The organism is Streptomyces sp. JH14 (assembly GCF_029428675.1).
Taxonomy (GTDB): Bacteria; Actinomycetota; Actinomycetes; order Streptomycetales; family Streptomycetaceae; genus Streptomyces.
The window spans coordinates 207,204-231,539 of the sequence record NZ_JAJNEL010000001.1; the positions used below are offsets into that span (position 1 = coordinate 207,204).

At 69.2% G+C, this 24,336-nt stretch carries 19 protein-coding genes; 7 read left to right on the top strand and 12 right to left on the bottom strand.

The features are described from left to right. The first annotated feature begins 49 nt into the window (after positions 1–49). Positions 50–562 carry an excalibur calcium-binding domain-containing protein gene (locus tag LRD69_RS00945; RefSeq protein ID WP_277324622.1) on the top strand — a complete coding sequence of 171 codons (513 nt, stop codon included), beginning with the start codon at positions 50–52 and terminating at the stop codon, positions 560–562. A gap of 351 nt (positions 563–913) precedes the next feature. On the opposite strand, the gene LRD69_RS00950 is transcribed toward LRD69_RS00945, so the two are convergent. The 3 genes from LRD69_RS00950 to LRD69_RS00960 are packed head-to-tail and all read right to left on the bottom strand — an operon-like array spanning position 914 to position 4,057. Beyond that, positions 914–1,840: a carbohydrate ABC transporter permease gene (locus tag LRD69_RS00950; RefSeq protein ID WP_277324623.1), complete on the bottom strand. Its 927-nt coding sequence runs from the start codon at positions 1,838–1,840 to the stop codon at positions 914–916. Beyond that, complete coding sequence (locus tag LRD69_RS00955) at positions 1,837–2,751, bottom strand: sugar ABC transporter permease (RefSeq protein WP_277324624.1); 915 nt, start codon at positions 2,749–2,751, stop codon at positions 1,837–1,839. Before LRD69_RS00955 ends, LRD69_RS00950 begins: the two co-directional genes overlap by 4 nt. Positions 2,752–2,767: 16 nt before the next feature. Continuing rightward, positions 2,768–4,057 (bottom strand): ABC transporter substrate-binding protein, encoded by a 1,290-nt coding sequence (locus LRD69_RS00960; RefSeq protein ID WP_277324625.1) that lies wholly within the window; start codon positions 4,055–4,057, stop codon positions 2,768–2,770. A gap of 267 nt (positions 4,058–4,324) precedes the next feature. Between LRD69_RS00960 and LRD69_RS00965 the strand changes: the two genes are divergently transcribed. Then, on the top strand, positions 4,325–6,361 hold the full coding sequence (locus tag LRD69_RS00965) for an NPCBM/NEW2 domain-containing protein (protein ID WP_277324626.1): 2,037 nt from the start codon (positions 4,325–4,327) through the stop codon (positions 6,359–6,361). 240 nt (positions 6,362–6,601) lie between these two features. Here the strand turns inward: LRD69_RS00965 and LRD69_RS00970 are convergent, their stop codons facing one another. The 4 genes from LRD69_RS00970 to LRD69_RS00985 form a co-directional block, all read right to left on the bottom strand. Continuing rightward, positions 6,602–7,036, bottom strand: coding sequence for a hypothetical protein (locus LRD69_RS00970; protein WP_277324627.1), 435 nt, complete (start codon positions 7,034–7,036; stop codon positions 6,602–6,604). 342 nt (positions 7,037–7,378) lie between these two features. Further along, on the bottom strand, positions 7,379–11,995 hold the full coding sequence (locus tag LRD69_RS00975; RefSeq protein WP_277324628.1) for a tetratricopeptide repeat protein: 4,617 nt from the start codon (positions 11,993–11,995) through the stop codon (positions 7,379–7,381). Beyond that, positions 11,992–12,411, bottom strand: a complete 420-nt coding sequence (locus tag LRD69_RS00980; RefSeq protein ID WP_277324629.1) for a hypothetical protein — start codon at positions 12,409–12,411, stop codon at positions 11,992–11,994. Before LRD69_RS00980 ends, LRD69_RS00975 begins: the two co-directional genes overlap by 4 nt. Positions 12,412–12,635: 224 nt before the next feature. Then, positions 12,636–13,223, bottom strand: coding sequence for a CGNR zinc finger domain-containing protein (locus LRD69_RS00985; RefSeq protein WP_277329582.1), 588 nt, complete (start codon positions 13,221–13,223; stop codon positions 12,636–12,638). A 117-nt stretch (positions 13,224–13,340) separates the two neighbouring features. On the opposite strand from LRD69_RS00985, the gene LRD69_RS00990 reads away from it, so the two are divergent. From LRD69_RS00990 to LRD69_RS01000, 3 genes are all read left to right on the top strand, one after another. Continuing rightward, a complete protein-coding gene (locus LRD69_RS00990; protein ID WP_277324630.1) occupies positions 13,341–14,552 on the top strand; it encodes an MFS transporter in 1,212 nt (403 codons plus the stop codon). Positions 14,553–14,912: 360 nt separating this feature from the next. Further along, positions 14,913–15,329: a hypothetical protein gene (locus tag LRD69_RS00995; protein ID WP_277324631.1), complete on the top strand. Its 417-nt coding sequence runs from the start codon at positions 14,913–14,915 to the stop codon at positions 15,327–15,329. A gap of 29 nt (positions 15,330–15,358) precedes the next feature. Further along, a complete protein-coding gene (locus LRD69_RS01000) occupies positions 15,359–16,741 on the top strand; it encodes a PP2C family protein-serine/threonine phosphatase (protein ID WP_277329583.1) in 1,383 nt (460 codons plus the stop codon). Positions 16,742–16,820: 79 nt separating this feature from the next. Here LRD69_RS01000 and LRD69_RS01005 read toward each other — a convergent pair whose 3' ends face one another. Together LRD69_RS01005 and LRD69_RS01010 are read right to left on the bottom strand one after the other, a co-directional pair. Beyond that, complete coding sequence (locus LRD69_RS01005; RefSeq protein WP_277324632.1) at positions 16,821–17,060, bottom strand: hypothetical protein; 240 nt, start codon at positions 17,058–17,060, stop codon at positions 16,821–16,823. A 161-nt stretch (positions 17,061–17,221) separates the two neighbouring features. Further along, positions 17,222–18,187, bottom strand: a complete 966-nt coding sequence (locus LRD69_RS01010; protein WP_277324633.1) for an ROK family protein — start codon at positions 18,185–18,187, stop codon at positions 17,222–17,224. A gap of 183 nt (positions 18,188–18,370) precedes the next feature. Between LRD69_RS01010 and LRD69_RS01015 the strand changes: the two genes are divergently transcribed. Beyond that, a complete protein-coding gene (locus LRD69_RS01015; RefSeq protein ID WP_277324634.1) occupies positions 18,371–19,402 on the top strand; it encodes a LacI family DNA-binding transcriptional regulator in 1,032 nt (343 codons plus the stop codon). Positions 19,403–19,429: 27 nt separating this feature from the next. Here LRD69_RS01015 and LRD69_RS01020 read toward each other — a convergent pair whose 3' ends face one another. Further along, positions 19,430–20,422, bottom strand: coding sequence for a DUF5937 family protein (locus tag LRD69_RS01020; protein WP_277324635.1), 993 nt, complete (start codon positions 20,420–20,422; stop codon positions 19,430–19,432). A 101-nt stretch (positions 20,423–20,523) separates the two neighbouring features. On the opposite strand from LRD69_RS01020, the gene LRD69_RS01025 reads away from it, so the two are divergent. Continuing rightward, positions 20,524–21,714 carry an MFS transporter gene (locus tag LRD69_RS01025; protein ID WP_277324636.1) on the top strand — a complete coding sequence of 397 codons (1,191 nt, stop codon included), beginning with the start codon at positions 20,524–20,526 and terminating at the stop codon, positions 21,712–21,714. A gap of 106 nt (positions 21,715–21,820) precedes the next feature. On the opposite strand, the gene LRD69_RS01030 is transcribed toward LRD69_RS01025, so the two are convergent. Together LRD69_RS01030 and LRD69_RS01035 are read right to left on the bottom strand one after the other, a co-directional pair. Beyond that, the gene (locus LRD69_RS01030) at positions 21,821–23,119 is read right to left on the bottom strand and encodes an aldolase/citrate lyase family protein (RefSeq protein ID WP_277324637.1); all 1,299 of its coding nucleotides are present in this window, start codon (positions 23,117–23,119) and stop codon (positions 21,821–21,823) included. A gap of 171 nt (positions 23,120–23,290) precedes the next feature. Continuing rightward, positions 23,291–24,253, bottom strand: a complete 963-nt coding sequence (locus tag LRD69_RS01035; protein ID WP_277324638.1) for an electron transfer flavoprotein subunit alpha/FixB family protein — start codon at positions 24,251–24,253, stop codon at positions 23,291–23,293. Between the last annotated feature and the right edge of the window lie 83 nt (positions 24,254–24,336).

The following is a 24,336-nucleotide window of genomic DNA, read 5'->3' on the forward strand; positions in this document are numbered from 1 at the left end:
CGGACGGCGTCGCTACGGTCATCCCTCCACGAACTTCTCAGGGGGACCCATGTCGCATAATCCGCCGCCGCAGCAGCCTCCTTGGGGGCGGCCGCCGGAGCCTGCCGGCTCCAACCCGTATGTCGTTCCCGCGCCGGCCGGGGGACGGCCGAAGTGGACGCGGAAGCGAGTTCTGTTCCCTGCGGCCGGGCTGCTGTTCTTCATCGGTGTCGGCATCGGCGGCTCCGGCGACAGCACGAAGACGGAAGAGGTCGCCAGCGCGAAGGCCGCACCCGCGGCAACCGTGACGACGACCGAGACCGCTGAGCCCGAGCCCGCCGTCACCGAGACTGTCACCGCCAGTCCGGAGCCTGTGCCGACCGTGACGAAGACGAAGACCGTCAAGGTCACCGTCGCGCCCGACGCGGGTAGCGGCGGATCCGGATCGGGCGGCGGCAGTGAGTCGGCGTACTACGCGAACTGCTCGGCGGTGAGGGCTGCTGGTGCCGCACCCATCCACGCGGGAGACCCCGGCTACGGGCGCCACCTCGACCGCGACGGAGACGGAGTGGCCTGCGAGTAGGCGAACCGGGCCCGCAGCCCCGCTTCTCGCTGTCACGCCCACCGCCTGCCGGCTGCCCAGGGCCCCGGAACACAACGATGCCCCACTGTCCCAGAAGGGCGGTGGGGCATTCGCCCTCACTCTGTTTCGTCGACGGGCACCAGGTCCGCTTCAACGAACAGGCCTGTGTATTGCGGCCGCGAAGGCGGTTCACCCACGCGTGGCGGCGGGTTGTCGGCCATCGAGTCTCCTGTGCATGGCGGTTGCCGTGAGAGCTCCGAGCCCGAGGTGCCGTTCTTACCTGAGGCCGATGGTCGCGGCAGGACGCTTCTGGCAGAGGCGAGCGCGTGACTGCATGTGCGCAGGTCGCCCCTACCCCTTGCTCGACCCCAGCGTGAGCCCCGCAATGAAGTGGCGCTGCAGCAACAGGAAGACCACGAGCGTCGGCAGGGCGACGATCACCGAGCCCGCGGCCAGGAGGTTGTAGTCGGTGAAGAACTGGCCGCGCAGGTTGTTGAGAGCCGAGGTGATGGGGAGCTTGTCGCCGTCGGAGACGAAGACCAGGGCCCAGAGGAAGTCGTTGTACATCCAGGTGAACTGGAGCGTGCCGAGCGCGGCGAGTGCCGGGCGGCACAGCGGCAGGGTGATCCGCCAGTACTGCGTCCATACGCCCGCGCCGTCGACGATGGCGGCCTCCAGGATCTCCTGCGGCAGGGTGCGCATGAAGTTGGCGAGGACGAAGACGCAGAACCCGATCTGGAAGCCGATCTGCACGACGACAACGGCCCAGTACGAGTCGTACATCGTCATCGAGTCGGACATCCAGTAGGGCAGCGGGATGCGGTTGAACACTACGTACAGGGGCGTCACGATCACCTGCTGGGGCAGCAGGTTCCCGGCGGTGAAGAGCATCAGCAGGACGATCCCGCCGCGCATTTTCAACCGGGCGAGAGCGAAGGCCACGAACGAGGCGAGGAAGAGGGTGACGAGCACCCCGGGCACGGCGATGATCATCGTGTTGACGAAGTACTTCGTCATACCGGAGTCGGCGAACGCCTGCCGGTAGTAGTCGAAGGAGAGATGCTTCGGCAGCGAGAAGTAGCCGTACTGGGAGGTCTCGTCGTACGGCCGCAGCGAGGCGTACACCGCCAGCAGCAGCGGGGCGAGGAAAGTGAGCGAGACCGCCATCAGGAAGGCGTGCACCCCGAGCCGGCCGGGACGGAGCCCGCGGCGCCCGGTGACGGACTTCGGGGGCGCGGGCTGCGCGGCAGGGCGGGCGGGGGCGGTGTCGACGGTCATCGGTTCTTCTCCCCTCGGAGCTCCTGGACCAGGTACGTCACGACGAATCCGAGGGAGACGGTCAGCAGGACGACGGCGATGGCGGAACCGAAGCCGACGCGGCTGGCCTCGCCGATGATGTTGTCGGTGACGAGCACGGAGAGCAGTTCGAGTCCGTTGCGGCCGTGGTTGACGGCGTACACGATGTCGAAGGCGCGCAGGGATTCGATGACGGTGATGACGCCGACGATGACGTTGACCGGTCGCAGTGTGGGGAAGACGATGCGGAAGAAGGTCTGGGCCTCGTTCGCTCCGTCGATGGCGGCGGCTTCCTTCAGCGAGGGGTCCACGGCCTTGAGCCCGGCGAGGTAGAGGATCATCACATAGCCGGTGTGCCGCCAGGCAGCGGCGAGCAGGACCATCCAGATGTTGAGGTCCGGGTCACCGAGCCAGTCGGTGGGCGACTTGGTGTCCCCGATGATCGCGTTGAGGGCGCCCTGGTCGCGGGAGAAGATCAGCTGCGCGATGAAGCCGACCACGGCGAGCGACAGCACGACCGGCATGTACAGCGTCGACTGGTAGAAGCGGCTGAAGCGCACACCCCGGTCGATGAGCACGGCCAGGAGCAGTCCGAACGGCGCCGCGACGAGGCCGAGGAAGGCCAGCCACAGCAGGTTGTGCCGGGCGGCGGGCCAGAACTGCGGGTAGTTCGTGAAGAGGTTCACGTAATTGCGCGTGCCGACCCACTGGATGTCGCCGATCCCGTCCCAGCTGGTGAAGGAGAGAACGACGGAGGCAAGGGTCGGACCCCACACGACGGCGATGTCGAGCAGGACGGGTATGCCGAGCAGCAGACCGATGACGACGAGGTCGCGGCCGGTGAATCGTCGCAGGCCCCGCCGTTCGGTGCGCCGCTCCGAGAGGAACGACACGGTCGGTACTCCAGGTTCAGTCGGAGGCGAAGATGGTCTTCTTCTGCCGCTCGATGTCGTTGACCAGACCGTCCACATCGTTCGGGGTGCTGATGAACTTCTGGATGGCCGGGATCATCACGGTCGAGGCGAAGTCCGGCCGGGTGTCACGGTCGAGGAACTGTGAAATCTGCTTCGCGCCGGAGACGAGCTCCACGGCCTTCTTCTGGAGCGCGGAGTACTGGGAGGTGTCCGCCTGGTCGTTGACCGCGATGTTGTTGGGGTCGCTCTTGAGGTAGATGTCCTCGGCCTTGCCGGTGGCCAGCCACTTCAGGAGGTCCTTGGCGCTCTCCACGTTCTTCTTGTTCTTGAGGTTCTTGGACTTCTTCGCCAGCAGGAAGCCGTCGATGGGGGCCTCGACCGCGTCCTGGCCGTGCTCCGGGTTGATGACCGGGAACGGAAAGAAGTCGATGTCCTCCTGCTCGCCCTTCGGGAACTGGGCGCCGGGGTGCGGCAGTCCGAAGACCGCCATGCCGGCTTCCTTCTTCTGCAGGCTGGTCGCGGCCTCCTGCCAGGTGCGTCCGTTGGCGCCCGGCTGGCAGTACGGCAGGAGACGGCGCCAGGTGTCGAAGACCTCCCTGACCCGCTTGTCCGTCCAGGCGGCCTCGCCGGCCATCAGGCTCTTGTGGAACTCGTAGCCGTTGGTCCGCATGTTGATGTAGTCGAAGGTGCCCATGGCGGGCCAGCCGTCCTTGTCGCAGAACGCGATGGGGTCGAGCTTGTCCTTCTTCATCTGCTTCGCGAGCGCCACGTACTCGTCGAGCGTCTTGGGTGCCTGGTAACCCCGGTCGGCGAAGAGGCTTTTGCGGTGGAAGACGGCCCACGGATAGTAGTAGTACGGCGTGAGGTACTGCTTGCCGTCCTCGCCGGTGGACTGGGCCTTCAGCGCGTCCGAGAATCCCTCGTAGTGCTGCCAGTTGTCGCTGATGTCGTACAACAGGCCTTTCTTGGCGAAGAACTGCATCCGATAGCCGGCGAACCACATGAAGACATCGTCCGGGTTGCCCTGCAGGTACTTGTTGATGTTCTCCTGGAAGGTGTTGTGGTCGACGGTGTTCACCGCGATCTTGCGGCTCCCCGACTGCGCCTCGTAGGCCTTGAACGCCTCGGCGAAGGCCTTCTTCGGAATAGGGTCGGATGAATTCGACCCCATGTGGATCGTCTTGCCGTCGCCGCCGGGGCCGCTGCTGCATGCGGTGAGCAGCGAAGGCAGCGTGATCGCGCCTGCTCCCATTGCCGCACCACGCAACAGGCTTCGCCGGGACATCCGATGTCCTGCCACACTGCCCGGCACGCCTGAACTGTTGTACGAAGAGTGCGCCACGGCCCCTCCTTCGGGATGCCAACCCAACACAACCGAACGTGCGATTGGATCTCACCCCCAAGTCGTGGACCCGTCAAGGGTTTTGACGAGATATCGAATAACCGTTACCACGCCCCTTCCAACAGACTTCAACACGCTCTAACGTAATCGCGCACGAACGGCGTGTACATGGCGTCATCCGATCTGGCACGAGTACGGAGGAATGCAACGATGCGTCATCTTCCAACCCGTACAACCCGCACTGTCCGCAGGAGAGTCATCGGAGCGCTGACCGCCGGACTGCTCTGCGCGGCGGGAGCGGCTGCTCCGGCCGTCGCGGACTCACCGGTTCCGGCGGAGATGCCCGCCCCGCAGTCCGACAACGGTCTCGCACTCACCCCGCCGATGGGCTTCAACAACTGGAACTCGACCCACTGCCGGGCCGAGTTCAACGAGTCGATGGTCAAGGGCATCGCCGACATCTTCGTGGAGAAGGGCCTCAAGGACGCCGGATATCAGTACGTCAACCTCGACGACTGCTGGGCGAAGCCGCAGCGCAACGCGGACGGCAAGCTGGAGGCCGACCCGGTGCGCTTCCCGAACGGCATCAAGGCCGTCGCGGACTATGTCCACTCCAAGGGGCTCAAGCTCGGTATCTACACCAGCGCGGGCACGAAGACGTGCGACAGCGTCGGCCTGCCCGGTGCGCTCGGCCATGAGTACAGCGACGCACAGCAGTTCGCGGACTGGGGCGTCGACTATCTCAAGTACGACAACTGCAACAACCAGGGCGTCGACGCGAAGCTGCGCTACACGACCATGCGTGACGCGCTGGAGGCCACCGGCCGTCCCATCGTCTACAGCATCTGCGAATGGGGGCAGAACAAGCCCTGGGAGTGGGCGGCCGGCGTCGGCAACCTCTGGCGCACCACGGGTGACATCAGCGACAGCTGGGGCAGCATGCTGTCGATCATGAAGCAGAACCTGCCGCTCGCCTCCGCCGCCGGACCGGGACACTGGAACGACCCGGACATGCTGGAGGTCGGCAACGGCGGAATGACGGGCACCGAGTACCGCACCCACTTCTCCATGTGGTCCGTGATGGCGGCGCCGCTGCTGATCGGTTCCGATCTGCGCAAGGCGACCCCGGAGACCTTCGAGATCCTCTCCAACGACGAGGTCATCGCCGTCGACCAGGACCCGCTGGGCAAGCAGGGCACCGTGTTCTCGTCGACCGCCGGACGCTGGGTCGTCGCCAAGGAGATGCAGGACGGCAGCCGGGTCGTGGCGCTCTTCAACGAGACCGGAAGCGCTCAGCGCATCTCCACGACGGCGCGGGAGGCGGGCCTGCCGGAGGCCGCCGCGTACACGATGCGCGACCTGTGGGAGCACACGACGTACAACACGGCGGGCGGCATCTCGGCGACCGTCCCGGCGCACGGCACCGTGCTGCTGCGCGTCGCCGCCGACCGCAAGTGGGCCGCGCACCCGCCGGCCGTGGAACTCGGTCTGATCGGAAGCCCGTTGGTCGAGGCGGGCCGCAGCGCACCGCTGACGACGACGGTCACCGATCTGGGCCGTACACCCGCCGAGAGCATCTCCGCGGCGCTCACCGGCCCGGCCGGCTGGCGGATCAAGGCCCAGTCCCCGACGGGGTCGCACGTCGTGCCCACCGGCAGGGCCCTGACGACACGCTGGCAGGTGACGCCTCCCGCGGGCACGGCCACCGGTACGTACGATCTGACGCTCTCCGCCCAGTACCGCTCACCGGCCGGGACGCGGGTACGGTCCACGGTCCCGTTTAGTGCCCATGTGGTGGTGGCGCCACCGGCGGGCGACAGCTATCTGAGCGATCTGCCGCAACTGTCCGCGGCCAACGGCTACGGCCCGGTCGAGAAGGACACCAGCAACGGTGAGAGCGCTGCGGGCGACGGTCATCCGCTGACCATCGGCGGCGCGGTCTTCACCAAGGGACTCGGGGTGCACGCGGACAGCGCCGTCGAGTTCTATGCGGGCGGCGCGTGCAGCGCCGTCACCGCGCAGGTCGGCGTCGACGACGAGAAGGGTGCCAAGGGAACCGTGGCGTTCGAGATCTGGGCGGATGGTACGAAGGCGGCGTCTTCCGGAGTGCTGACCAATGCGATGGCCGCACAGCCGATCACCGCGGATGTGAGCGGTGCGCAGGTGGTGCGGCTGGTGGTCACCGACGGCGGGGACGGGGTCGACTCCGACCACGCGGACTGGGCGGACCTGCGGATCGGCTGCTGAGCAGGACTCGCGACCCCGGCCCGAGCGCGGACGCCCCCCGGGAGTGCAATGCGCGGGGCGGGATGGTCGGGCTGTCGGAGACAGGCCGGGCGCGGGCCCGGGGCGGTGCGAGCCCGGCCTGGGGCTGGACTCGCACCGCCCCAGCCAGTCCGCCGCTGGGCCGTCCTGCTGCCGGAAGGGCGCCCCATGTTCGGGTGGGGCGCCCTTCCGGCGCCGGGAGACGGGCGGAGACAACGACGGTCAGGCCGTCGCGGTGACCGAAAGGCAGTTGTACAGTCCGCCGTTGTCCGTCTGGCACACCTTGAGGGTGATCTTGGCGCCCTCGGGGAACGACAGGTCCACCGACTTGCTGTCGCCCGAGCCACCGGTGGCCCATACCTCTCCGGACTGTCCGCCGGCGGCCCAGGTCGCCTTGGCGTAGACGCCGTACCCGTCCGCGTGCTGGTCCCAGGCGGTCAGGCCCTCACCGTAGGCGGTGAACCACCCGCTTCCGGCTTTGTCGAGGTAGCTGAGGTCGGTCCAGAAGCCGACGTTGCAGTCCACACCGCCCGCGTCCTTCTCCGAACCTTCACAGAGCGACAGCGGCTGGGTCCAGGCATACGACACCCCGGACATGGCAGCGAACAGTGCGGCTGCACTGACCGCCACGACACTCATACGCGCAAGTCGGCGCACGTGACCTCCCTTTGTTCCATGGACACGCAATCCTAGGAAGCGGAAAGGGAGTTGAGACAGGAGTGACGTAAAGACGCCAATGTGGTCCGTGACACAGGAACTGACGCCGTCTCACCGAAGTACGTCCTTCGTGACGCTGATCGTCCCCTCCGGAACGCACAGAGATCGCCTATCGAGATGACCTGTTAGGAGTTCGATCCGAGCCCCCTCCGGCCGCTGCCGTCGACTGGTCCGACAGCCGGACTGAGATGCTGGTGTACGCCTCCGTCCTGCGACGTTGAAGTCAGCCGTAGATGTCAGAAGCCTTCTGATCCGCAGCTCTGTGCGTAACGGTTGCCGGGGTCATTCCGGTTGCTCGGAGGAAGTTGAGGGGCACTGACGGCCAAGGGCGTTTGCCGAGGTTGCCGTATCTGGTTGCTGTACGGTCTCGACGGCTTTACGGGCGCGAGCGAGGTTGCTGCGGCTGGTCAACGTACGAGGGTGGGTCTCGCCCAGTACCCGCTCGCGCTGAGCGAGGGTGGCCTCGTACAGCGGGACGGCCCGCTCCAGATCCCCCGCCGCCCGGTACGCGCCGGCCAGATTGCTGCGGCTCGTCAAGGTGTCGGGGTGGGTCTCGCCGAGCACCTGCTCGCGCTGAGCGAGGGTGGCCTCGTAGAGCACGATCGCCCGCTCCAGATCCCCTGCATCCTCGTAGGCGATGGCAAGGTTGCTGCGGCTGGTCAACGTGCGAGGGTGGGTCTCGCCCAGTACCCGCTCCCGCTGGACGAGGGTGGCCTCGTACAGCGGGACGGCCCGCTCCAGATCCCCCGCCGCCCGGTACGCGCCGGCCAGGTTGCCGCGGCTGGTCAAGGTGTCGGGGTGGGTCTCGCCCAGTACCCGCTCGCGCTGAGCGAGGGTGGACTCGAACAGCGCGACGGCACGCCCTAGATCCCCCGCCGCCCGGTACACGCCGGCCAGGTTGCCGCGGCTGGTCAAGGTGTCGGGGTGGGTGTCGCCGAGCACCTGCTCGCGCTGGGCGAGGGTGGCCTCGTACAGCACGATCGCCCGCTCCAGATCCCCTGCATCCTCGTAGGCGATGGCAAGGTTGCTGCGGCTGGTCAACGTGCGAGGGTGGGTCTCGCCCAGTACCCGCTCGCGCTGGGCGAGGGTGGCCTCGTACAGCGGGACGGCCCGCTCCAGATCCCCCGCCGCCCGGTACGCGCCGGCCAAGTTGCCGCGGCTGGTCAAGGTGTCGCGGTGAGTGTCACCCAGTACCCGCTCCCGCTGGGCGAGGGTGGCCTCGTACAGCGGGATGGCCCGCTCCAGATCCCCCGCCGCCCGGTAAGCGCCGGCGAGATTGCCGCGGCTGGTCAAGGTGTCGGGGTGGGTGTCGCCGAGCACCTGCTCGCGCTGGGCGAGGGTGGCCTCGTACAGCACGATCGCCCGCTCCAGATCCCCTGCATCCTCGCAGGCAAGGGCGAGCCTGTTGCGACTGGCCAGGGTGTCGGGGTGGGTCTCGCCCAGTACCCGCTCGCGCTGGACGAGGGTGGACTCGAACAGCGGGACGGCCCGCTCCAGATCCCCCGCCGCCCGGTACGCGCCGGCCAAGTTGCCGCGGCTGGTCAAGGTGTCGCGGTGAGTGTCACCCAGTACCCGCTCCCGCTGGACAAGGGCGGCCTCGAACAGCGGAATGGCGCGCTCCAGATCCCCCGCCGCCTCATAGGCAAGGGCGAGGTTGCTGCGGCTCGTCAACGTACGAGGGTGAGTCTCGCCCAGTACCCGCTCGCGCTGAGCCAGGGTGGCCTCGTACAGCGGGACGGCCCGCTCCAGATCCCCCGCTGCGTTGTAGGCGTGGGCGAGGTTGTTGCGACTGGCCAGGGTGTCAGGGTGGGTCTCGCCCAGTACCCGCTCGCGCTGAGCAAGGGTGGACTCGAACAGCGGGACGGCCCGCTCCAGATCCCCCGCCGCCCGGTACGCGCCGGCCAAGTTGCCGCGGCTGGTCAAGGTGTCGCGGTGAGTGTCGCCGAGCACCTGCTCGCGCTGAGCGAGGGTGGCCTCGAAGAGCACGATCGCCCGCTCCAGATCCCCTGCATCCTCGCAGGCAAGGGCGAGCCTGTTGCGACTGGCCAGGGTGTCGGGGTGGGTCTCGCCCAGTACCCGCTCGCGCTGGACGAGGGTGGACTCGAACAGCGGGACGGCCCGCTCCAGATCCCCCGCCGCCCGGTAAGCGCCGGCCAAGTTGCCGCGGCTGGTCAAGGTGTCGGGGTGGGTGTCACCCAGTACCCGCTCCCGCTGGACAAGGGCGGCCTCGAACAGCGGAATGGCGTGCTCCAGATCCCCTGCATCCTCGTAGGCGATGGCGAGGTTGCTGCGGCTGGTCAACGTACGAGGGTGAGTCTCGCCCAGTACCCGCTCGCGCTGAGCCAGGGTGGCCTCGTACAGCGGGACGGCCCGCTCCAGATCCCCCGCCGCCCGGTAAGCGCCGGCCAGGTTGCTGCGGCTCGTCAAGGTGTCGCGGTGAGTGTCACCCAGTACCCGCTCCCGCTGGACAAGGGCGGCCTCGAACAGCGGAATGGCGCGTTCCAGATCCCCCGCCGCCTCATAGGCAAGGGCGAGGTTGCTGCGGCTCGTCAACGTACGAGGGTGGGTGACACCCAGTACCCGCTCGCGCTGAGCGAGGGTGGCCTCGTACAGCGCGATGGCCCGCTCCAGATCCCCCGCTGCGTTGTAGGCGTGGGCGAGGTTGTTGCGACTGATCAGGGTGTCGGGGTGGGTGTCACCCAGTACCCGCTCCTGTTGGGTAAGGGTGGCCTCGCAGAGAGCGATGGCCCGTTCAAGATCCCCCGCCGATTTGTAGGCGCCCGCAAGGTTGACACGGCTGGTGAACGTATGAGGGTGGGTGGCACCCAGTACCTGCTCGCGCTGAGCCAGAGTGGACTCGAGCAGCGGAATGGCGCGCTCCAGATCCCCCGCCGCCTCGTAGGCAAGGGCGAGGTTGTTGCGGCTGGTCAGGGCGTCGGGGTGGGTCTCGCCCAGTACCCGCTCGCGCCGGGCGAGGGTGGCCTCGTACAGCGGGACGGCCCGCTCCAGATCCCCCGCCGCCATGTAGGCGAGGGCGAGGTTGTTGCGGGTGTTCAAGGTGAATCGGTGGGCGTCGCCCAACTCCTGCTCGCGCTGGGCGAGGGTGGACTCGAGCAGCGAAATGGCCCGCTCCAGATCCCCCGCTGCGTTGTAGGCAAGGCCCAGACTGTTGCGGCTGATCAGGGTGTCGGGGTGGGTGTCACCCAGTACCCGCTCCTGTTGGGTGAGGGTGGCCTCGTAGAGCGCGATGGCCCGCTCCAGATCCCCCGCCGCCTCGTAGGCCCCGGCCAGGTTGGTACGGCTGTTCAGGGTGTCGGGGTGGGTGTCACCCAGTACCCGCTCCTGTTGGGTGAGGGTGGCCTCGTAGAGCGCGATGGCCCGGTCCAGATCCCCCGCCGATTTATAGGCGCTGGCCAGGCTGCTGCGTCTGGTGAGGGTAGCGGGGTCGGCGTCACCCAGCACCTGCTCAGACTGCGCAAGGACAGCTGTGCGAAGCGGGATGGAATGAGCATCGCGGCCCTGCCGGAACAGATATTGCGCGGCAGCTCGGTGAATGCCGACGCTCTGGGGTGAGGCAGGGCGGCTCAGCGATGTGGATTCGGCCAGGGCGAAGATATGAGGGAGCAATCGCTCCCACCGCGTGTTCGCCTCCGTGGCACCCTCGTCCCCTTCGGGGATGGCCTGCTTCAGAACCTGTTCGGCCTCCTGCCGGCCCGGGGCGGCGCTGCTGGGATCAGCCGTGGCGCGGGTACGCAGCACCATCTGCACCAGGCGATGCACGGTGATGGCTTGGCGGTCGGCATCGAAGGCGATCATGTTGTAGGCGTGGAGCACGCCCAGCGCGTCGCCCAGGGCGATGGGATCGGTGGCCAGCGGAGCGAGGAGACTCCGGGGGATGTCATCAGGGGCCAGCCATGCGATCGTGTGCAGCAGCTTGAGGGCCAGCGGGTCACGGCCTTCGACCGCGGTCAGGGTATGGAGCCAGATGCGGGCGATCGTGCGTTCCGGGGCGGTGCCGTCAGCTGTCCTGTCGAGGACGCGTCCCAGCAACTGACGGTATAGGCCCAGATCGGTTCCGGTCTGGTACAGGTAGGCTCCCACTTGCTCCAGCGCCAACGGCAGATACCCGAGCTCGGCCGCCAGATCATCGGCCTGGCGTCGCTGTTCCGGGGTCGGGGACTGTCCTTGTCCGAGGGCGAGCGTGCAGAGCAGGTCTGCTGACGCGTCCGGGTCCATCAGACCCAAACTCATGGTCGGGGCGATGGTGTGCCAGCCGGTTGCCTTGCGGCTGGTGGCCAGGTGATGGCCGTCCGCCAGCGCGCCGAGGTAGTGGCGCAGGTCCGTCGGGTCCTCAACGTTGTCGAAGATCAGCAGCCAGCCCGGATGCCATTGGAGCCAGACGATCGCCCATGCTGCGCGGTCCTCCACGCCCACCGCTGCCGCCCATTGCGGGCAGAGCCTCATTGCCAGCGCGGCCAGACTCGTAACGATCTGTTCGGTGGACTCAGCAGTGATCCACCACACCAGCGTGTACTTCGACCGGTACTCATAGGCATAGTGCAGCGCGAGAGAGCTCTTACCGATCCCGCCCAGCCCGTGGATGGCGTGCGTCCCCGAGGGCGCTTGAGTCACCGCGGCCTCACCGCCCCGGGCCAGCAGCCCCCGTAGGCGTTTCAGCTCCTGGTCCCGGCCCACGAACACCCCGGACGCCGATCCCGGCAGATTCGCTGCCCCCGGCGGCGCGCTCACCTCACGCGCCCAGCGCACCGCCTCCGGCGGCAGCATCACAACCCGGGCGCCGTCACCCGTGATCGCTACTTCGATGCTGCCGGCGGCCGCGACCGATCGCGGGCCCGAGGCCTGTGGCCCGCTTGCCGCAGCCGGGTCGTCACTGCTCACGGCCTGAGCGTGGCGTTGTCACCGGTGACCGCGGTACCGATCGTCTGGGCCGCGATGGAGCGCTCACCCGACGCGGTCACTGTCACCGGCCCACCGGCAGCCGGCAGCAACTCGGTCAGTTCCCGCAGCAACTCGGCGTCCTCGCGTACCGCACGCCTGAGCTGTTGCCGCAGTGCTGCGGCTGCGTCCTCATCGTCGGTTGCCTCGGCCGCGTCCTGCACAGCCGCCTCCAGTTCGGCACGCCCCTGCTCGCCCCGACGACGCCACACCGACTGCAGTATGCGCCGCCCCACGTTTGCGGTCGCGTCGACCGCAGCGTTCTCGGTCCGGGTCAACACTCCTGCGCCATAGGCCCCCAGGGCTGCTGTCAGGTACGGGCCCGCCTGCCCCACAAACTGAACGATCTCCGCGCTCATCCCAACTCCTTGGCCTGCGGGTCTGCTTGTACCGCAATCTCAGCGTACGGAAACGCCACTCCTCGCAGACCGAAAACGCCAGAAGCACAGCCGACATGTGCACCAACCCCGCCTCGGGCCCGGGCTGTCCCTCAGGAACAGTTCCCGACGCACACGGCCCTGAGCAGACCCCACCCCCGATCAAGTTCGTCGCCGTACACAGCCGTTGATGTCATCCGGTGATGTCAGGGTGCCCCTGATTCACTCTTGCCGGCCTGGCGCGCACGGAACGCTGCTGCCTTGACACGGTTCTGACACGTGGTCGAGCAAAACTGTCGGGCGGCGTTTCGGGAGCTGTCGACGTAGACGCGATCGCACTGGGCTGCCTGGCAGACGCCGAGTCGGCCGGCATGGTCGCTTCCGATGGCCAGAGCGAGCGCGGTTGCGCATCCAGCGCTCCATCCCACTGCGAGGGAATCGTTCGCGCCGTGGAAATGGAGTTGCCAGGGTTCGCCGTCAACGCGGTCCAGTTGCGGTCGCGCTCCAGTGGACGACAGGAGCGCGTTGAGTGCGCTGGCGGCATCGTCGATCAGCCCTTCGTCCACGGCTTCGAACACAGCCCGCATCTGCCGAGCCGAGTGGGCGAGATAGGCGGCCTGATCCTCCTCGATGTCGGCGGGGTCGGTGCTGCCGGGAGGCAGTGCGGTACTGACCGCGACTGCGAGCTTGTCGCTCGGTGCGGTGTAGGGCTTACCGCGCTGCATGCCATCGGTCAGCACATTGACGAGTGAGACCGCCACGTCCAGCAGCGCTCCCACGTGACTGTCGTACATCACTTGACCAGTCACTCCTTCTGGCTCTAGTTTTCGTCACCGACATTATCCGATTCATCAGTGACGAACGGGGTCTGTGTGCGATTCCTGGTCAGTGGGCAACGGCTACCACGTGCCGTGTGGCTGCTCATCGCAGCAAGAGCGATCAACCGACTCGGAGCGTTCTCCCCGTCCTTCCTCACCGTGCTGATCAGCACGGAGTATGGCGCGAGCGTCGCCACGGCCGGCCTCATTGCCGCCGCGTTCGGTCTCGCCACGATTCCCTCGCGCCTGGCCGGCGGACGTTTGGCCGACCGTCTGGGACGCCGTCGCACCATCGTGCTGGGCCTGACCGGCAGCGCCGTCGCACAGCTCGGGATCGCCGCTGCGGACACCTTGGCGACGGTCGCAAGCTGCGCCGTACTGCTCGGACTCGTCTTCGAGCTCTACGAGCCACCGAGCCAGGCAATGATCGCTGACGCCGTGGGATCCTCCGAACGCGAACGCGCTTACAGCCTGCTGAACGCCTCATTGGCCGCAGCGGGCATGGGCGCCGGCCTCATCGCTGCCGGCCTCGGGCGCTGGGACCTTCGATGGCTCTTCGTTGCCGACGCCCTGACATGCCTCGCCTGCGCGACCGTCGTGCACTTCGTCCTGCCCGCCAACCAGCCCAACGCCCCGGCCCTCACCGCGGACAGGGCCATCGACATCAAACCGTGGCACGACCGAGCGCTGCTTGCGATGTTCCTTTCCGGGACCTTGTTCGCCCTGATCTATCTCCAGGTCATGGTCACCCTGCCGCTGGCCGTTACCCAGCAAGGTCTTCAACCCGCGGACGCAGGAATGCTGTTCACCACCTCCGCCGTGGCCATCGTGGCCGGCCAACCACTGCTGCGCCTGAAGTGGATCACCGCACTGTCCGTACCCGGAGCACTGACTGCCGGATACCTCTTGCTGGCCACCGGCCTGGGCAGTTACGCCATAGACCACACCCTGGGGGCGTTCCTGGCATCGACCACCTGCTGGAGCCTTGGCGATTTGCTCCTGATGGGCCGGGTTTATGCCGTCGTAGCCGACCTCGCACCCCCCGGCGGGACCGGTCGATACATGGCCGCCTTCGGAACCAGCTGGGGAATCGCCGCGACTGCAGCACCCCTCGCGGGCACCCAGATTCTCGAGCATGCCGGGACGACTCCCCTGTGGATCGGCATGGCGGCCGCCTGCCTCGTCCTCGCCATCGCACAGCCCCTCATCGTCCGAACGATCGCGGTCCGCGAAGCCGCCGCAGCACCGGAACCGGCTCCATCACGCCCGGCCGCCCCTCGCACAAGGACGGGGGATGCCGTGTAGGGGGAAAGCACGGAATCTTGAAAACCGTCGTGGCAGCGATGTCACTGTGGGTTCAGCCGGGCTCGCCGGCGACCCGCACCGGTGCGCCCGGATTGCCGTCGGCTTGCGTTGATCCGGTCGGCGTCTGGACGGTGTACGGGCTGTTCCGGCGTTGACGGCGAGACGGCACCCGGCGCCGCATCCACCTGCGCGAGCGCGGGATCCGCTGCACGATCCCGGAGAACCGTCTGACAACCGCCCGGACACCCCGGATGCGTGCAGCACTCCACCATGTTTGGCTTGATGAAAGGCGCCGCGGTAAGCAGCCCGCGTTTCGGGACGCAGGCCCAGTGGGCGACAGGAACGCAACAGGAGCCGTGCATGGAGATCGTCCTGTTCGGTGCCATCGACATGGTGGGCAACGGCGTCCCCTCCCAGGCGGTAACCTGCGGCCGGCGCGTCACGTGCGGCAGCACCGGCCAGGCCCCCGTACCAGCTGTGACGGCGACGGCCATGAAAGCAGTCGGCTTCCCCGCCGGCTGTCTCGGCGAGACACTCGCCCACCGCGACGTCCTCGCCCTTCCACCGCGCGGTCAGCGGCACGGGCCGAACCGCGGACGCTCCGGCCATCGCGACCGGCCCCGTCGAACGCGCCGACACCCCTGCATCGCGAGCAACCAACTGCTGAACGACTCCGACAGTCCTGGCCGCTTCGGCGTCGACGCCTTGACCCTCCCTTTCGGGGACGAACTCGACAGCAGCACCCAGCCGCGCGCCTGGATCCCGGTCCCATGCTGAAGGGCAGACAGGCGATGCGCAGGTTCGAGATGCTGGGAATCCGGGACCGGAGTTCATCCCTCCACGTCCACGGCCACAGCGTCGCCTGGATACCGCCGCTCGTCCTCCTCGCCATGATCTGCCTCGTCGACTGGAACACGGTCGGGGACTTTCGGAGCGTGTCCTGGGTCGTCCTCGTGCCGGCGGTGGCCGCGGCGATATGCGGCGTGCGGATCACCGCGATCTACAGCCTCCTCGCCCTGATCACGTACCTGCTGGTCGACTACGCCCGGCCTCTCGAGTACCAGGTGGGTCTGCCGGGCCTCATCCTCGTCGCGTTGAGCGGCATACTGGCCACGGCGGCGTGTTGCGTCCGCGTCCGCGCCGATCGACGCCTGCGGCACATGCAGGACGTCGTCGAGACGACCCGGCGCACTGTGCTGCGTCCATTGCCGTCCCGCTGGTACGGCCTCGACCACGCCGCCGTCTATCTACCGGCAGACAGCGCGGCACGCGTCGGCGGCGACTTCTACGACATCCAGCCGAGTCCGTACGGCCCGCGTATCGTGCTCGGTGATGTCCAGGGCAAGGGCCTGGGTGCGGTCGCCGTGGCATCCGTGCTGCTCGGCACCTTCCGCGAGTCCGGCTACCACGAACCGGACCTTGCCACCGTCGCCGAGCGGCTGGAGATCCGCATACGCCGCCACCGCTCCCACATGGCGCGGATCCAGGCGGCCCGTGACCGCAGGGGTGCATACGACGGCACGCACGACAACCCGTACGACAGCACGTTCGACCCCGCGTACGACAGCCGGTACTACCAGGACCACACGTTGGGCGCAGCGAACGCCGGATACTACGCTGCGCAGGCCGAGGATGATGTCGCCGGAGCCGACACCTGGCTCGACAGCGAGCGTTTCGCCACAGCGGTCCTGGTCGGCTTCCCGCCGTCGGCCCAGGACACGGACCCGCACAAGAGTTCCAACCCTCGGTACGGACCCCCCGACTTCAGCAGGGGCATCCATGTCGTCAATTTCGGCCATGACCCCCCACTGGTGGTGGGCCCTTGTGGTGTGCGCGAGCTCCCGCCCGGCGACGGGCTGCCGGTCGGTATGGGCGATCTGACAGGCGTACCGCCGCAGCTGCAACACGCATCCCTCGCGCTCGACGAGACACTGCTGCTGTTCACCGATGGAGTGACGGAGGCACGCGACGCCGACGGCACGTTCTTTCCGCTGCGCGAGCATATCGCCGCGGCGCTGGCCGACGATCCCGGCGTGGCGGAGCCGGTGCGACTGGTCCAGCTGATCCGGGACGCGACGCTGCGGCACACCGGCGGCCAACTGGCCGACGACACCACGGTGTTCGCGGTCCGCTATGCCACGACCGCGGGTCGCGCCGCCCAGCGTCCGCGGCCACGGCGTGATCTCTAGGCCTGTAGGACGGGTCGGATACGACATCGATGATGCCGATGGGGCACGTGGGACCGACTCTGTCTTGAGAAGTCAGGCCTCAGGAGCGCCTATGGATCACCACCTGCCGACTCGCCGAGACGCTCGGCCATCGGAACCGCCCGGCGTCGAAGGCTTCGGCGGCTCTCGACGTGTTCGTCCTGCTCGGCGCCACGGTGGCCGGGTTGCCGGTGGCACCGGGTCGGCCGGTTGTCGCCGTCGCGGCGATCGCGGGCGTGACGGCGGTGCCGATCCCGCGGCTGACCCGCAGCTTCTTCACCCCGCGGCCTGATCGCACCACGGCCGCCCCTACGGAAGGAGCAGTGCCGGCCGCCGACGTCGCAGGCCGAGTCCGTCCCGGCCGGTCCAGAGGAGGTCGGAGATGAGCCGATGGTGATTCACCCCGTCTCCCCTCGCCGCCACGCCGTCGCGACCGCCCCTGCCAAGGCTGACGGACCCCGTTCAGCCGCTCAGCGCCGCCGCGGCCGGCGCCCCGCCCGGCCTGACCACCGAGGCAGCGGCCGCGGCACCCACCAGGCCGGCGTCATTGCCCATCACCGCAGGGGCCACCGTGAGGTGCTGGACGAAGGAGAGCGTGGCGTAGCTGCGCAGGGCGCGGCGCAGTGGGGTGAAGAGGACGTCACCCGCGCCGGCCACTCCCCCGCCGATCACGGCGATGTCGATCTCGACGAGGGTGGCGGTGGCGGCGATTCCGGCGGCCAGCGCCTGGGCGGCGCGCTCGAACGAGGCGAGGGCGACCGGATGGCCGGCCCGGGCGGCGGCGGCCACGGCGGCAGCCGTGGTGTCGCCGTCCGGGCCCGGCTGCCAGCCCCCCTGGAGGGCGCGTCGCGCGATGTTGGGGCCGCTGGCGATCCGCTCGACACAGCCGCGCGAACCGCACGGGCACGCGTCGCCGTCCAGATCCACGCTGATATGACCGATGTGACCGGCGTTCCCCGTGGGGCCGGTGTGCAGCTTGCCGCCGAGGACCAGGCCGCCGCCCACCCCGGTCGACACGACCAGGCACAGCGCGTTGTCGTAGCCACGGGCCGCACCGAGCCAGTGCTCGGCCGCGGTCATCGCGACCCCGTCGCCGACCAACTCGACGGGCAACCCGCCGACGGCCCTCCGTACCCGCTCCACCAGCGGGAAGTCCCGCCAGCCGGGGACATTGACCGGGCTGACCGTCCCCGCCGATGCGTCCACCGGTCCCGCGCTGCCGATACCGACGGCGGTCACCCGGCCCCACAGCGGCGACGCGGTCAGCTCGGCCAGCACGTCCGCCACCGCACCCATCACGGTCTCGCCGCTCTCCCTGGCGGGCGTCGGCCGCTGCGCCCGTACGAGAAGAGCACCGGATCCGTCGACCACGGCGCCGGCGATCTTGGTGCCGCCGATGTCGAGCGCGGCGACGAGGTCGGTATGCATCGGTGTGGGCTCCGGATGGGTGAGGGGCGGGACCTGCATCTTCACTGAATGGTCTGCATAGTCTCCATTCCCCTGACAACGTTGTCCAGGGCCTATGCTCGACGCCACAGCTTCCGGGCTGTTCCGCAGCACCCGCCTGCGGGCCGTACGGACAGCCCGCACCCGACGACAGGAACGCGCACCGTGGCCGAGACCGCCCGTCACTCCGAGCCCCGATACGGCAACCGGCCGACCATGAAAGACGTGGCGGCCCGCGCCGGGGTGGGCCTCAAGACGGTCTCCCGCGTGGTCAACAGCGAGCCCGGCGTCACCCCGGACACGGAGCGCCGGGTGCAGGAGGCGATCGAGGCCCTCGGTTTCCGCCGCAACGACAGCGCGCGCGTGCTGCGCAAGGGCCGTACCGCCTCCATCGGCCTGGTCCTGGAGGATCTGGCCGACCCGTTCTACGGCCCGCTCAGCCGCGCCGTGGAGGAGGTCGCCCGCGCACACGGCGCCCTGCTCATCAACGGGTCGAGCGCCGAGGACCCGGAGCGCGAGCAGGAACTCGTGCTCGCGCTGTGCGCCCGCCGGGTGGACGGGCTGATCGTGATCCCGGCCGGCGACGACCACCGCTATCTGGAACCCGAGATAAAGGCGGGCATCGCGACCGTCTTCGTGGACCGCCCGGCGGGCCGGATCGACGCCGACATCGTCCTCTCCGACAGCTTCGGCGGCGCCCGCGAGGGGGTCGCCCATCTGATCGCGCACGGCCACCGCAGGATCGGCTTCATCGGTGACCAGCCGCGCATCCACACCGCCACCGAGCGGTTGCGCGGCTATCACGCCGCGATGGTGGACGCCGGAATCACGGTCCCTGACTCCTGGGTGTCTCTCGGCTCGACCGACCCGGAGCGAGTCGCCGCGGCCGCCGAGGCGATGCTCTCCGGCCCGGAACCCGTCACCGCCCTGTTCGCCGGCAACAACCGTGTGACGGTCACGGCGGTCCGTGTGCTGGCGAACCGCGAACGCCCGGTCGCCCTGGTGGGCTTCGACGACATCGAACTCGCCGATCTCCTGGGCATCACGGTCATCTCCCAGGACGCCGCGGCGGTGGGCCGGACGGCGGCCGAACACCTCTTCCGCCGACTGGACGGTGCGGACGACGCCCCGGCACGGGTGGAACTGCCGACGTCCCTCATCGCCCGCGGTTCCGGCGAACTGCCGCCGCCGGCCTGAGACGGAGCGTCGGCAGACGGGGCTCGATCAGCTTCCGGCAGGCGTCAGCAGCGCGTCCGCGACGGACGTGCGTGCGTAGAGGACCGAGCGTCCTGCCCGGTGAGCGGTGACCAGGCCCGCGTTCCGCAGGGCGGTGAGGTGCTGGGAGACCCCGGCCGCGGACAGTCCCGAGCGCTGGGCGAGCGCGGTGGTCGAGGCCGGAATGTCGAGCTCGGCGAGGAGCAGGGTGCGGGAGCGGCCCAGGACGGCGGCGACCGCCTCGGCGGCAACCGGGCTCCGCGGCTCCCAGAGGGTGCCGATACCCCGTGCCGGATAGGCGAGTTGGGGCGGGTCCGGCGCCACCGAGCGGGTCAGCACCCGCGGCCAGGCGAACACGGAAGGCACCAGCAGCAGCCCGGCGCCCGTGTCGTCGCGGGTCAGACTGCAGTGCCGGCGGACCATACGCAGGCTGCTCTCGTCCCAACGCACCGACTCGTGCAGCTCGTTAAGAACCTGAGCGGCCCCGAGCTCGGCCACCTGCCGGGCCCGGCGGAACACATCGGCTTCGAGCACCCGGCGGATCCGGGCCCAGTAGGGCGCGAGCGCCAGCTCCCAGTACGTCTCGATCTCCGCGGCCACCTTCTCCAGCGCTGCTTCCGGGGCTTCACCCAGCAGCCTGAGCCGCGCGGACCCGCTGATGTCCCGCTCGGCGCCGAGCCGTTCGAGATCGGTCCGTACCCGCTCGGGAGTCGTCCGCCGGATCGCCTCCCGCTCGCCGTCGAGTTCCGGGAACGGGGCGGGGGGTGTCGGGTTGAGGAAGTCCGCGAGGTAGCCGCCGGCCGGAATCAGTTCGGCGAGCCAACCGCGGTCGAGCCCCGCCTCCAGGAGTCTGGGCCGCACCTGTGCGGCCCAGCGCCGGTGCAGCAGCGGCTCGGCCTCGGCCCGCAGCAGTCTGAAGCTCGTGACGACCTCCCACATCGGGGAGATGGCGAACCGGGTCTGCGCCAGGTCCGCGGTGGAGAAGCTCAGTTCCGACTCCATGTGCCCCCGCCCGTCCGGAAATTCCCGAGCCGACCGCTCGTCGGATTCGGTCCCAGCTTAATCAATGGCCCTGCATGGCGGTCGGGCCGCACGCTCCTCGCATGTTCTCCACCTTTCGCGGTCTGCCGCCCACGGTCTGGACCCTCTTCGCCGGCACGATCGTCAACCGGCTCGGCTATCTCGTCACTCCGTTCCTGGTGTTCTTCCTGGCCGCACGCGGCGTCACCGGCCCCCAGACCTCGTACGTCCTCGGCGCCCTGGGGGCGGGCAACCTGCTCGGACCGGCGATCGGCGGGCTGCTGGCCGACCGGATCGGCCGCCGCCCGACGATGCTCATCGGGCTTCTCGGCGCATCCGCAGCGCAGGGGGCGCTCTTCCTGGCACCAGGCGTACTGACGATGGCCGGCGCCGCACTGCTGCTCAGCGCGACCGGCGCGATGATCAGCCCGGCCGTGTACGCGCTGATGGCCGACTCCGTGGACGCGGAGCGACGACGGCGTGCGTACGCCCTGTTCGGCTGGGGCATCAACATCGGTGCGGCGGCGGCAGGCGTCCTCGGCGGCTTCCTCGCCGCACACGGCTACTGGCTCCTCTTCGCGGTCGACGCCGGGACCATGCTGGTGTACGCCGCCGTCGTCGCCACCCGGGTGAGCGAGACCCCGCGTACGAAGGGCCGGGCCGGCGCGCGCGACGGCGTCGGATACGGCGTCGTGCTGCATGACCGGCTGATGCTCGCGCTGCTCCCGCTGTTCGGCGTCCAGCTCTTCGTCTACTCGCTGACCGAGGTCGCTCTGCCGCTCGCCATCCATGACAGTGCGCTCTCCCCCGCGGCTTACGGGGCGATGGCGGCGGTCAACGCGGTACTCGTGGTGGTCGTCCAGCCGTTCGCGACAGCCCGGCTCGCCAGGCTGCCCCAGATTCCGGTCCTCGCCGCGGGCAGCGTTCTGATCGCGGTGGGTGTGGCGCTCACGGGTGTCGCGGACAGTGTCGTGGGCTACACGCTGTCGGTGGTCGTCTGGTCCGTGGGCGAGGCGTGCGTGTCCGGGATCGCCTCGGCCATCGTCGCCAACCTCGCCCCGGCCCACGCGCGCGGCCGCTACCAGGGGGCGTTCCAGTGGACCTGGGGGGTGTCCCGGTTCGCCGCCCTCACCCTGGGCGTCACTCTCTACACGGCCCTCGGCCCGGCCGTGCTCTGGTGGACGGCGCTGCTCGCCGGTGTCCTCTGCTCCGTCGCGCCGCTCGCCCTGGCGAGCCGCGTCAGCCGCCGCGTGGACCACACGCTGGCGGCCTGAGCCGAACTGACCGTTCAGCGGGCACGGGCCACTTCCCGTGGCTCGACGACCCCCTCCGCTTCCGGCACACCGTGGAAACCTTCCTGCAGGGGTGATGGGCCGGGCCCTACGGCGCCGTGACCGTCAGGCCCCCGCGCCGCGGCAAGGCGAAGGCGTCGAGGTCCGCACGGGTCAGCCCGGTCAGGCGGGCGACCTCGGCGGTGTCCAGGGCACCGCAGTCGATGCCGCGCAGCAGGTAGCCGCTGAGGGCCTTGGCGGTGGCGGGTTCGTCCATGACGTCGCCGCCCGCCTTGGCCACGTATGCCGCAAGGCGGGCGGCGGCCTGCTCCAGGCCCTCGCGGTAGAAGGTGTAGACGGCTGCGTAACGGGTCGGCAGGTGGCCCGGGTGCATGTCCCATCCCTGGTAGTAGGCACGGGCCAAGGCCCGGCGGGTGAGGCCGTAGTGGAGCCGCCAGGCCTCGTGCACCCGGTGGGTCGGGCCGACCGGGAGGACATTGGTCGAGCCGTCCGACACCCGTACGCCGGTGCCGGCGGCGGCCACCTGCATGACGGCCTTGGCGTGGTCGGCGGCCGGATGGTCGCTGGCCTGGTAGGCGGCACTGACCCCGACGCATGCGCTGTAGTCGAAGGTGCCGTAGTGCAGGCCGGTCGCACGGCCCCGGGAGGCGTCGATCATACGGGCCACGGCCGCGGTGCCGTCGGCGGCGAGGATCGACTGGCTGGTCTCGATCTGGATCTCGAACCCGAGCCGGCCCGACGGCAGGCCGTGAGCCTCTTCGAAGGCTTCGAGCAGGCGGACGAAGGCGGTGACCTGTTCGGGGTACGTCACCTTGGGCAGGGTGAGGATCAGTCCGTCGGGGAGGCCGCCCGCCTGCATCAGGCCGGTGAGGAAGATGTCCGTGGTGCGGATGCCCCGGTCGCGCACGGCCGCTTCCATGCACTTCATCCGGATGCCCATGTACGGGGCCGCCGTGCCGTTCCCGTACGCCTCTGAGACCAGCCGGGCGGCGCGGGCCGCGGCCTCGTCCTCCTCGGCGTCGGGACGGGGGCCGTAGCCGTCCTCGAAGTCGATCCGCAGATCCTCGACGGGCTCGCGGCTCAGCTTGGCACGCACGCGATCGTGGACGGGCGCGGCAAGATCCTCCGGGATGCCGAGAACCGCGGCGAACGAGGCCGCGTCGGGGGCGTGTTCGTCGAGGGCCTTCAGCGCCTGGTCGCCCCAGGACCGGAGGGTGCCGGCGGTGAAGACGTCACCGGGGACGTAGACCGTGTGGACGGGCTGGCGGGTGCCCGGGTCTCCCGGGTAACGGCGGGCGAGCTCGGCGTCCACCGCGGTGAGGGAGGCACTGATCTCCTCGCTGACCGCACCGGCGAGGCTCGTTGCCACCTTCTCCTGCTGACCCATGTCGGCACCTTCCGCGCTGTCTGCTTCCGCTTTCCGGAATCGCTAATCCGCATGGTGAAGCTATAAGGCGGTCACATCTGCGTCAATGGTGATCGGAAACGGCCCGGGGCCGCACGGTGAGAACACACCGCGCGGCCCCGGACCGTCGGAACAGCACATAGTCCCCGGGGGTCAGCCCTTGCGGGTGTTGACCTCTTCGGTGAGCTGGGGGACGACCTGGAAGAGGTCGCCGACGATGCCGTAGTCGACGAGGTCGAAGATCGGGGCCTCGGCGTCCTTGTTGATCGCGACGATGGTCTTCGAGGTCTGCATCCCGGCCCGGTGCTGGATCGCGCCGGAGATCCCGGACGCGATGTACAGCTGCGGGGAGACGGACTTGCCGGTCTGGCCGACCTGGTTGGAGTGCGGGTACCAGCCGGCGTCGACCGCGGCACGCGAGGCACCGACCGCCGCGCCGAGGGAGTCCGCGAGCGCCTCGATGAGGTGGAAGTTCTCCGCACCGTTGACCCCGCGGCCGCCGGAGACCACGATCGCGGCCTCGGTCAGCTCCGGGCGCCCGGTCGACTCGCGCGGGGTCCGCGACAGCACCTTCGTGCCGGTCGCCTGCGCACCGAAGGTGACCGCCAGGGTCTCGACCGCACCGGCGGCCGGGGCCGCCTCGACCGGCGCCGAGTTCGGCTTGACGGTGATGACCGGGGTGCCCTTGGAGACCCGGGACTTCGTGGTGAACGACGCGGCGAACGCGGACTGCGTGGCGACCGGGCCCAGCTCACCGGCCTCCAGATCGACGGCGTCGGTGATGATCCCGGAACCGATCCGGACCGCGAGACGCGCCGCGATCTCCTTGCCCTCCGCCGACGACGGAACCAGCACCGCTGCCGGCGACACCGCCTCCACAGCGGCCTGCAGCGCGTCGACCTTCGGCACGACCAGATAGTCGGCGAACTCCGCCGCCTCCGCGGCCAGAACCCTCACCGCACCGTGCTCGGCCAGCACCGCCGCCGTCGCGGCGGCACCGGCACCCAGAGCAACAGCGACCGGCTCACCGATCCGACGCGCCAGCGTCAACAGCTCCAGCGTGGGCTTGCGGACGGCACCGTCCACGTGGTCGACATAGACGAGAACTTCAGCCATGACAATGCTCTCCTGCGAGTTGCGAAGAAACGAGGAACGGATGGGAATGACAACCCGCGGGCCCGGACGAACTCCCGGCCCGC

Bases quoted from the DNA above. Each gene is read 5' to 3' on its own strand.
- LRD69_RS00945 (WP_277324622.1), top strand. From the start codon at position 50: ATGTCGCATAATCCGCCGCCGCAGCAGCCTCCTTGGGGGCGGCCGCCG.
- LRD69_RS00950 (WP_277324623.1), bottom strand. From the start codon at position 1,840: ATGACCGTCGACACCGCCCCCGCCCGCCCTGCCGCGCAGCCCGCGCCC.
- LRD69_RS00960 (WP_277324625.1), bottom strand. From the start codon at position 4,057: ATGTCCCGGCGAAGCCTGTTGCGTGGTGCGGCAATGGGAGCAGGCGCG.
- LRD69_RS00965 (WP_277324626.1), top strand. From the start codon at position 4,325: ATGCGTCATCTTCCAACCCGTACAACCCGCACTGTCCGCAGGAGAGTC.
- LRD69_RS00980 (WP_277324629.1), bottom strand. From the start codon at position 12,411: ATGAGCGCGGAGATCGTTCAGTTTGTGGGGCAGGCGGGCCCGTACCTG.
- LRD69_RS00985 (WP_277329582.1), bottom strand. From the start codon at position 13,223: ATGTACGACAGTCACGTGGGAGCGCTGCTGGACGTGGCGGTCTCACTC.
- LRD69_RS00995 (WP_277324631.1), top strand. From the start codon at position 14,913: ATGGAGATCGTCCTGTTCGGTGCCATCGACATGGTGGGCAACGGCGTC.
- LRD69_RS01000 (WP_277329583.1), top strand. From the start codon at position 15,359: ATGCTGGGAATCCGGGACCGGAGTTCATCCCTCCACGTCCACGGCCAC.
- LRD69_RS01010 (WP_277324633.1), bottom strand. From the start codon at position 18,187: ATGCATACCGACCTCGTCGCCGCGCTCGACATCGGCGGCACCAAGATC.
- LRD69_RS01020 (WP_277324635.1), bottom strand. From the start codon at position 20,422: ATGGAGTCGGAACTGAGCTTCTCCACCGCGGACCTGGCGCAGACCCGG.
- LRD69_RS01025 (WP_277324636.1), top strand. From the start codon at position 20,524: ATGTTCTCCACCTTTCGCGGTCTGCCGCCCACGGTCTGGACCCTCTTC.
- LRD69_RS01030 (WP_277324637.1), bottom strand. From the start codon at position 23,119: ATGGGTCAGCAGGAGAAGGTGGCAACGAGCCTCGCCGGTGCGGTCAGC.
- LRD69_RS01035 (WP_277324638.1), bottom strand. From the start codon at position 24,253: ATGGCTGAAGTTCTCGTCTATGTCGACCACGTGGACGGTGCCGTCCGC.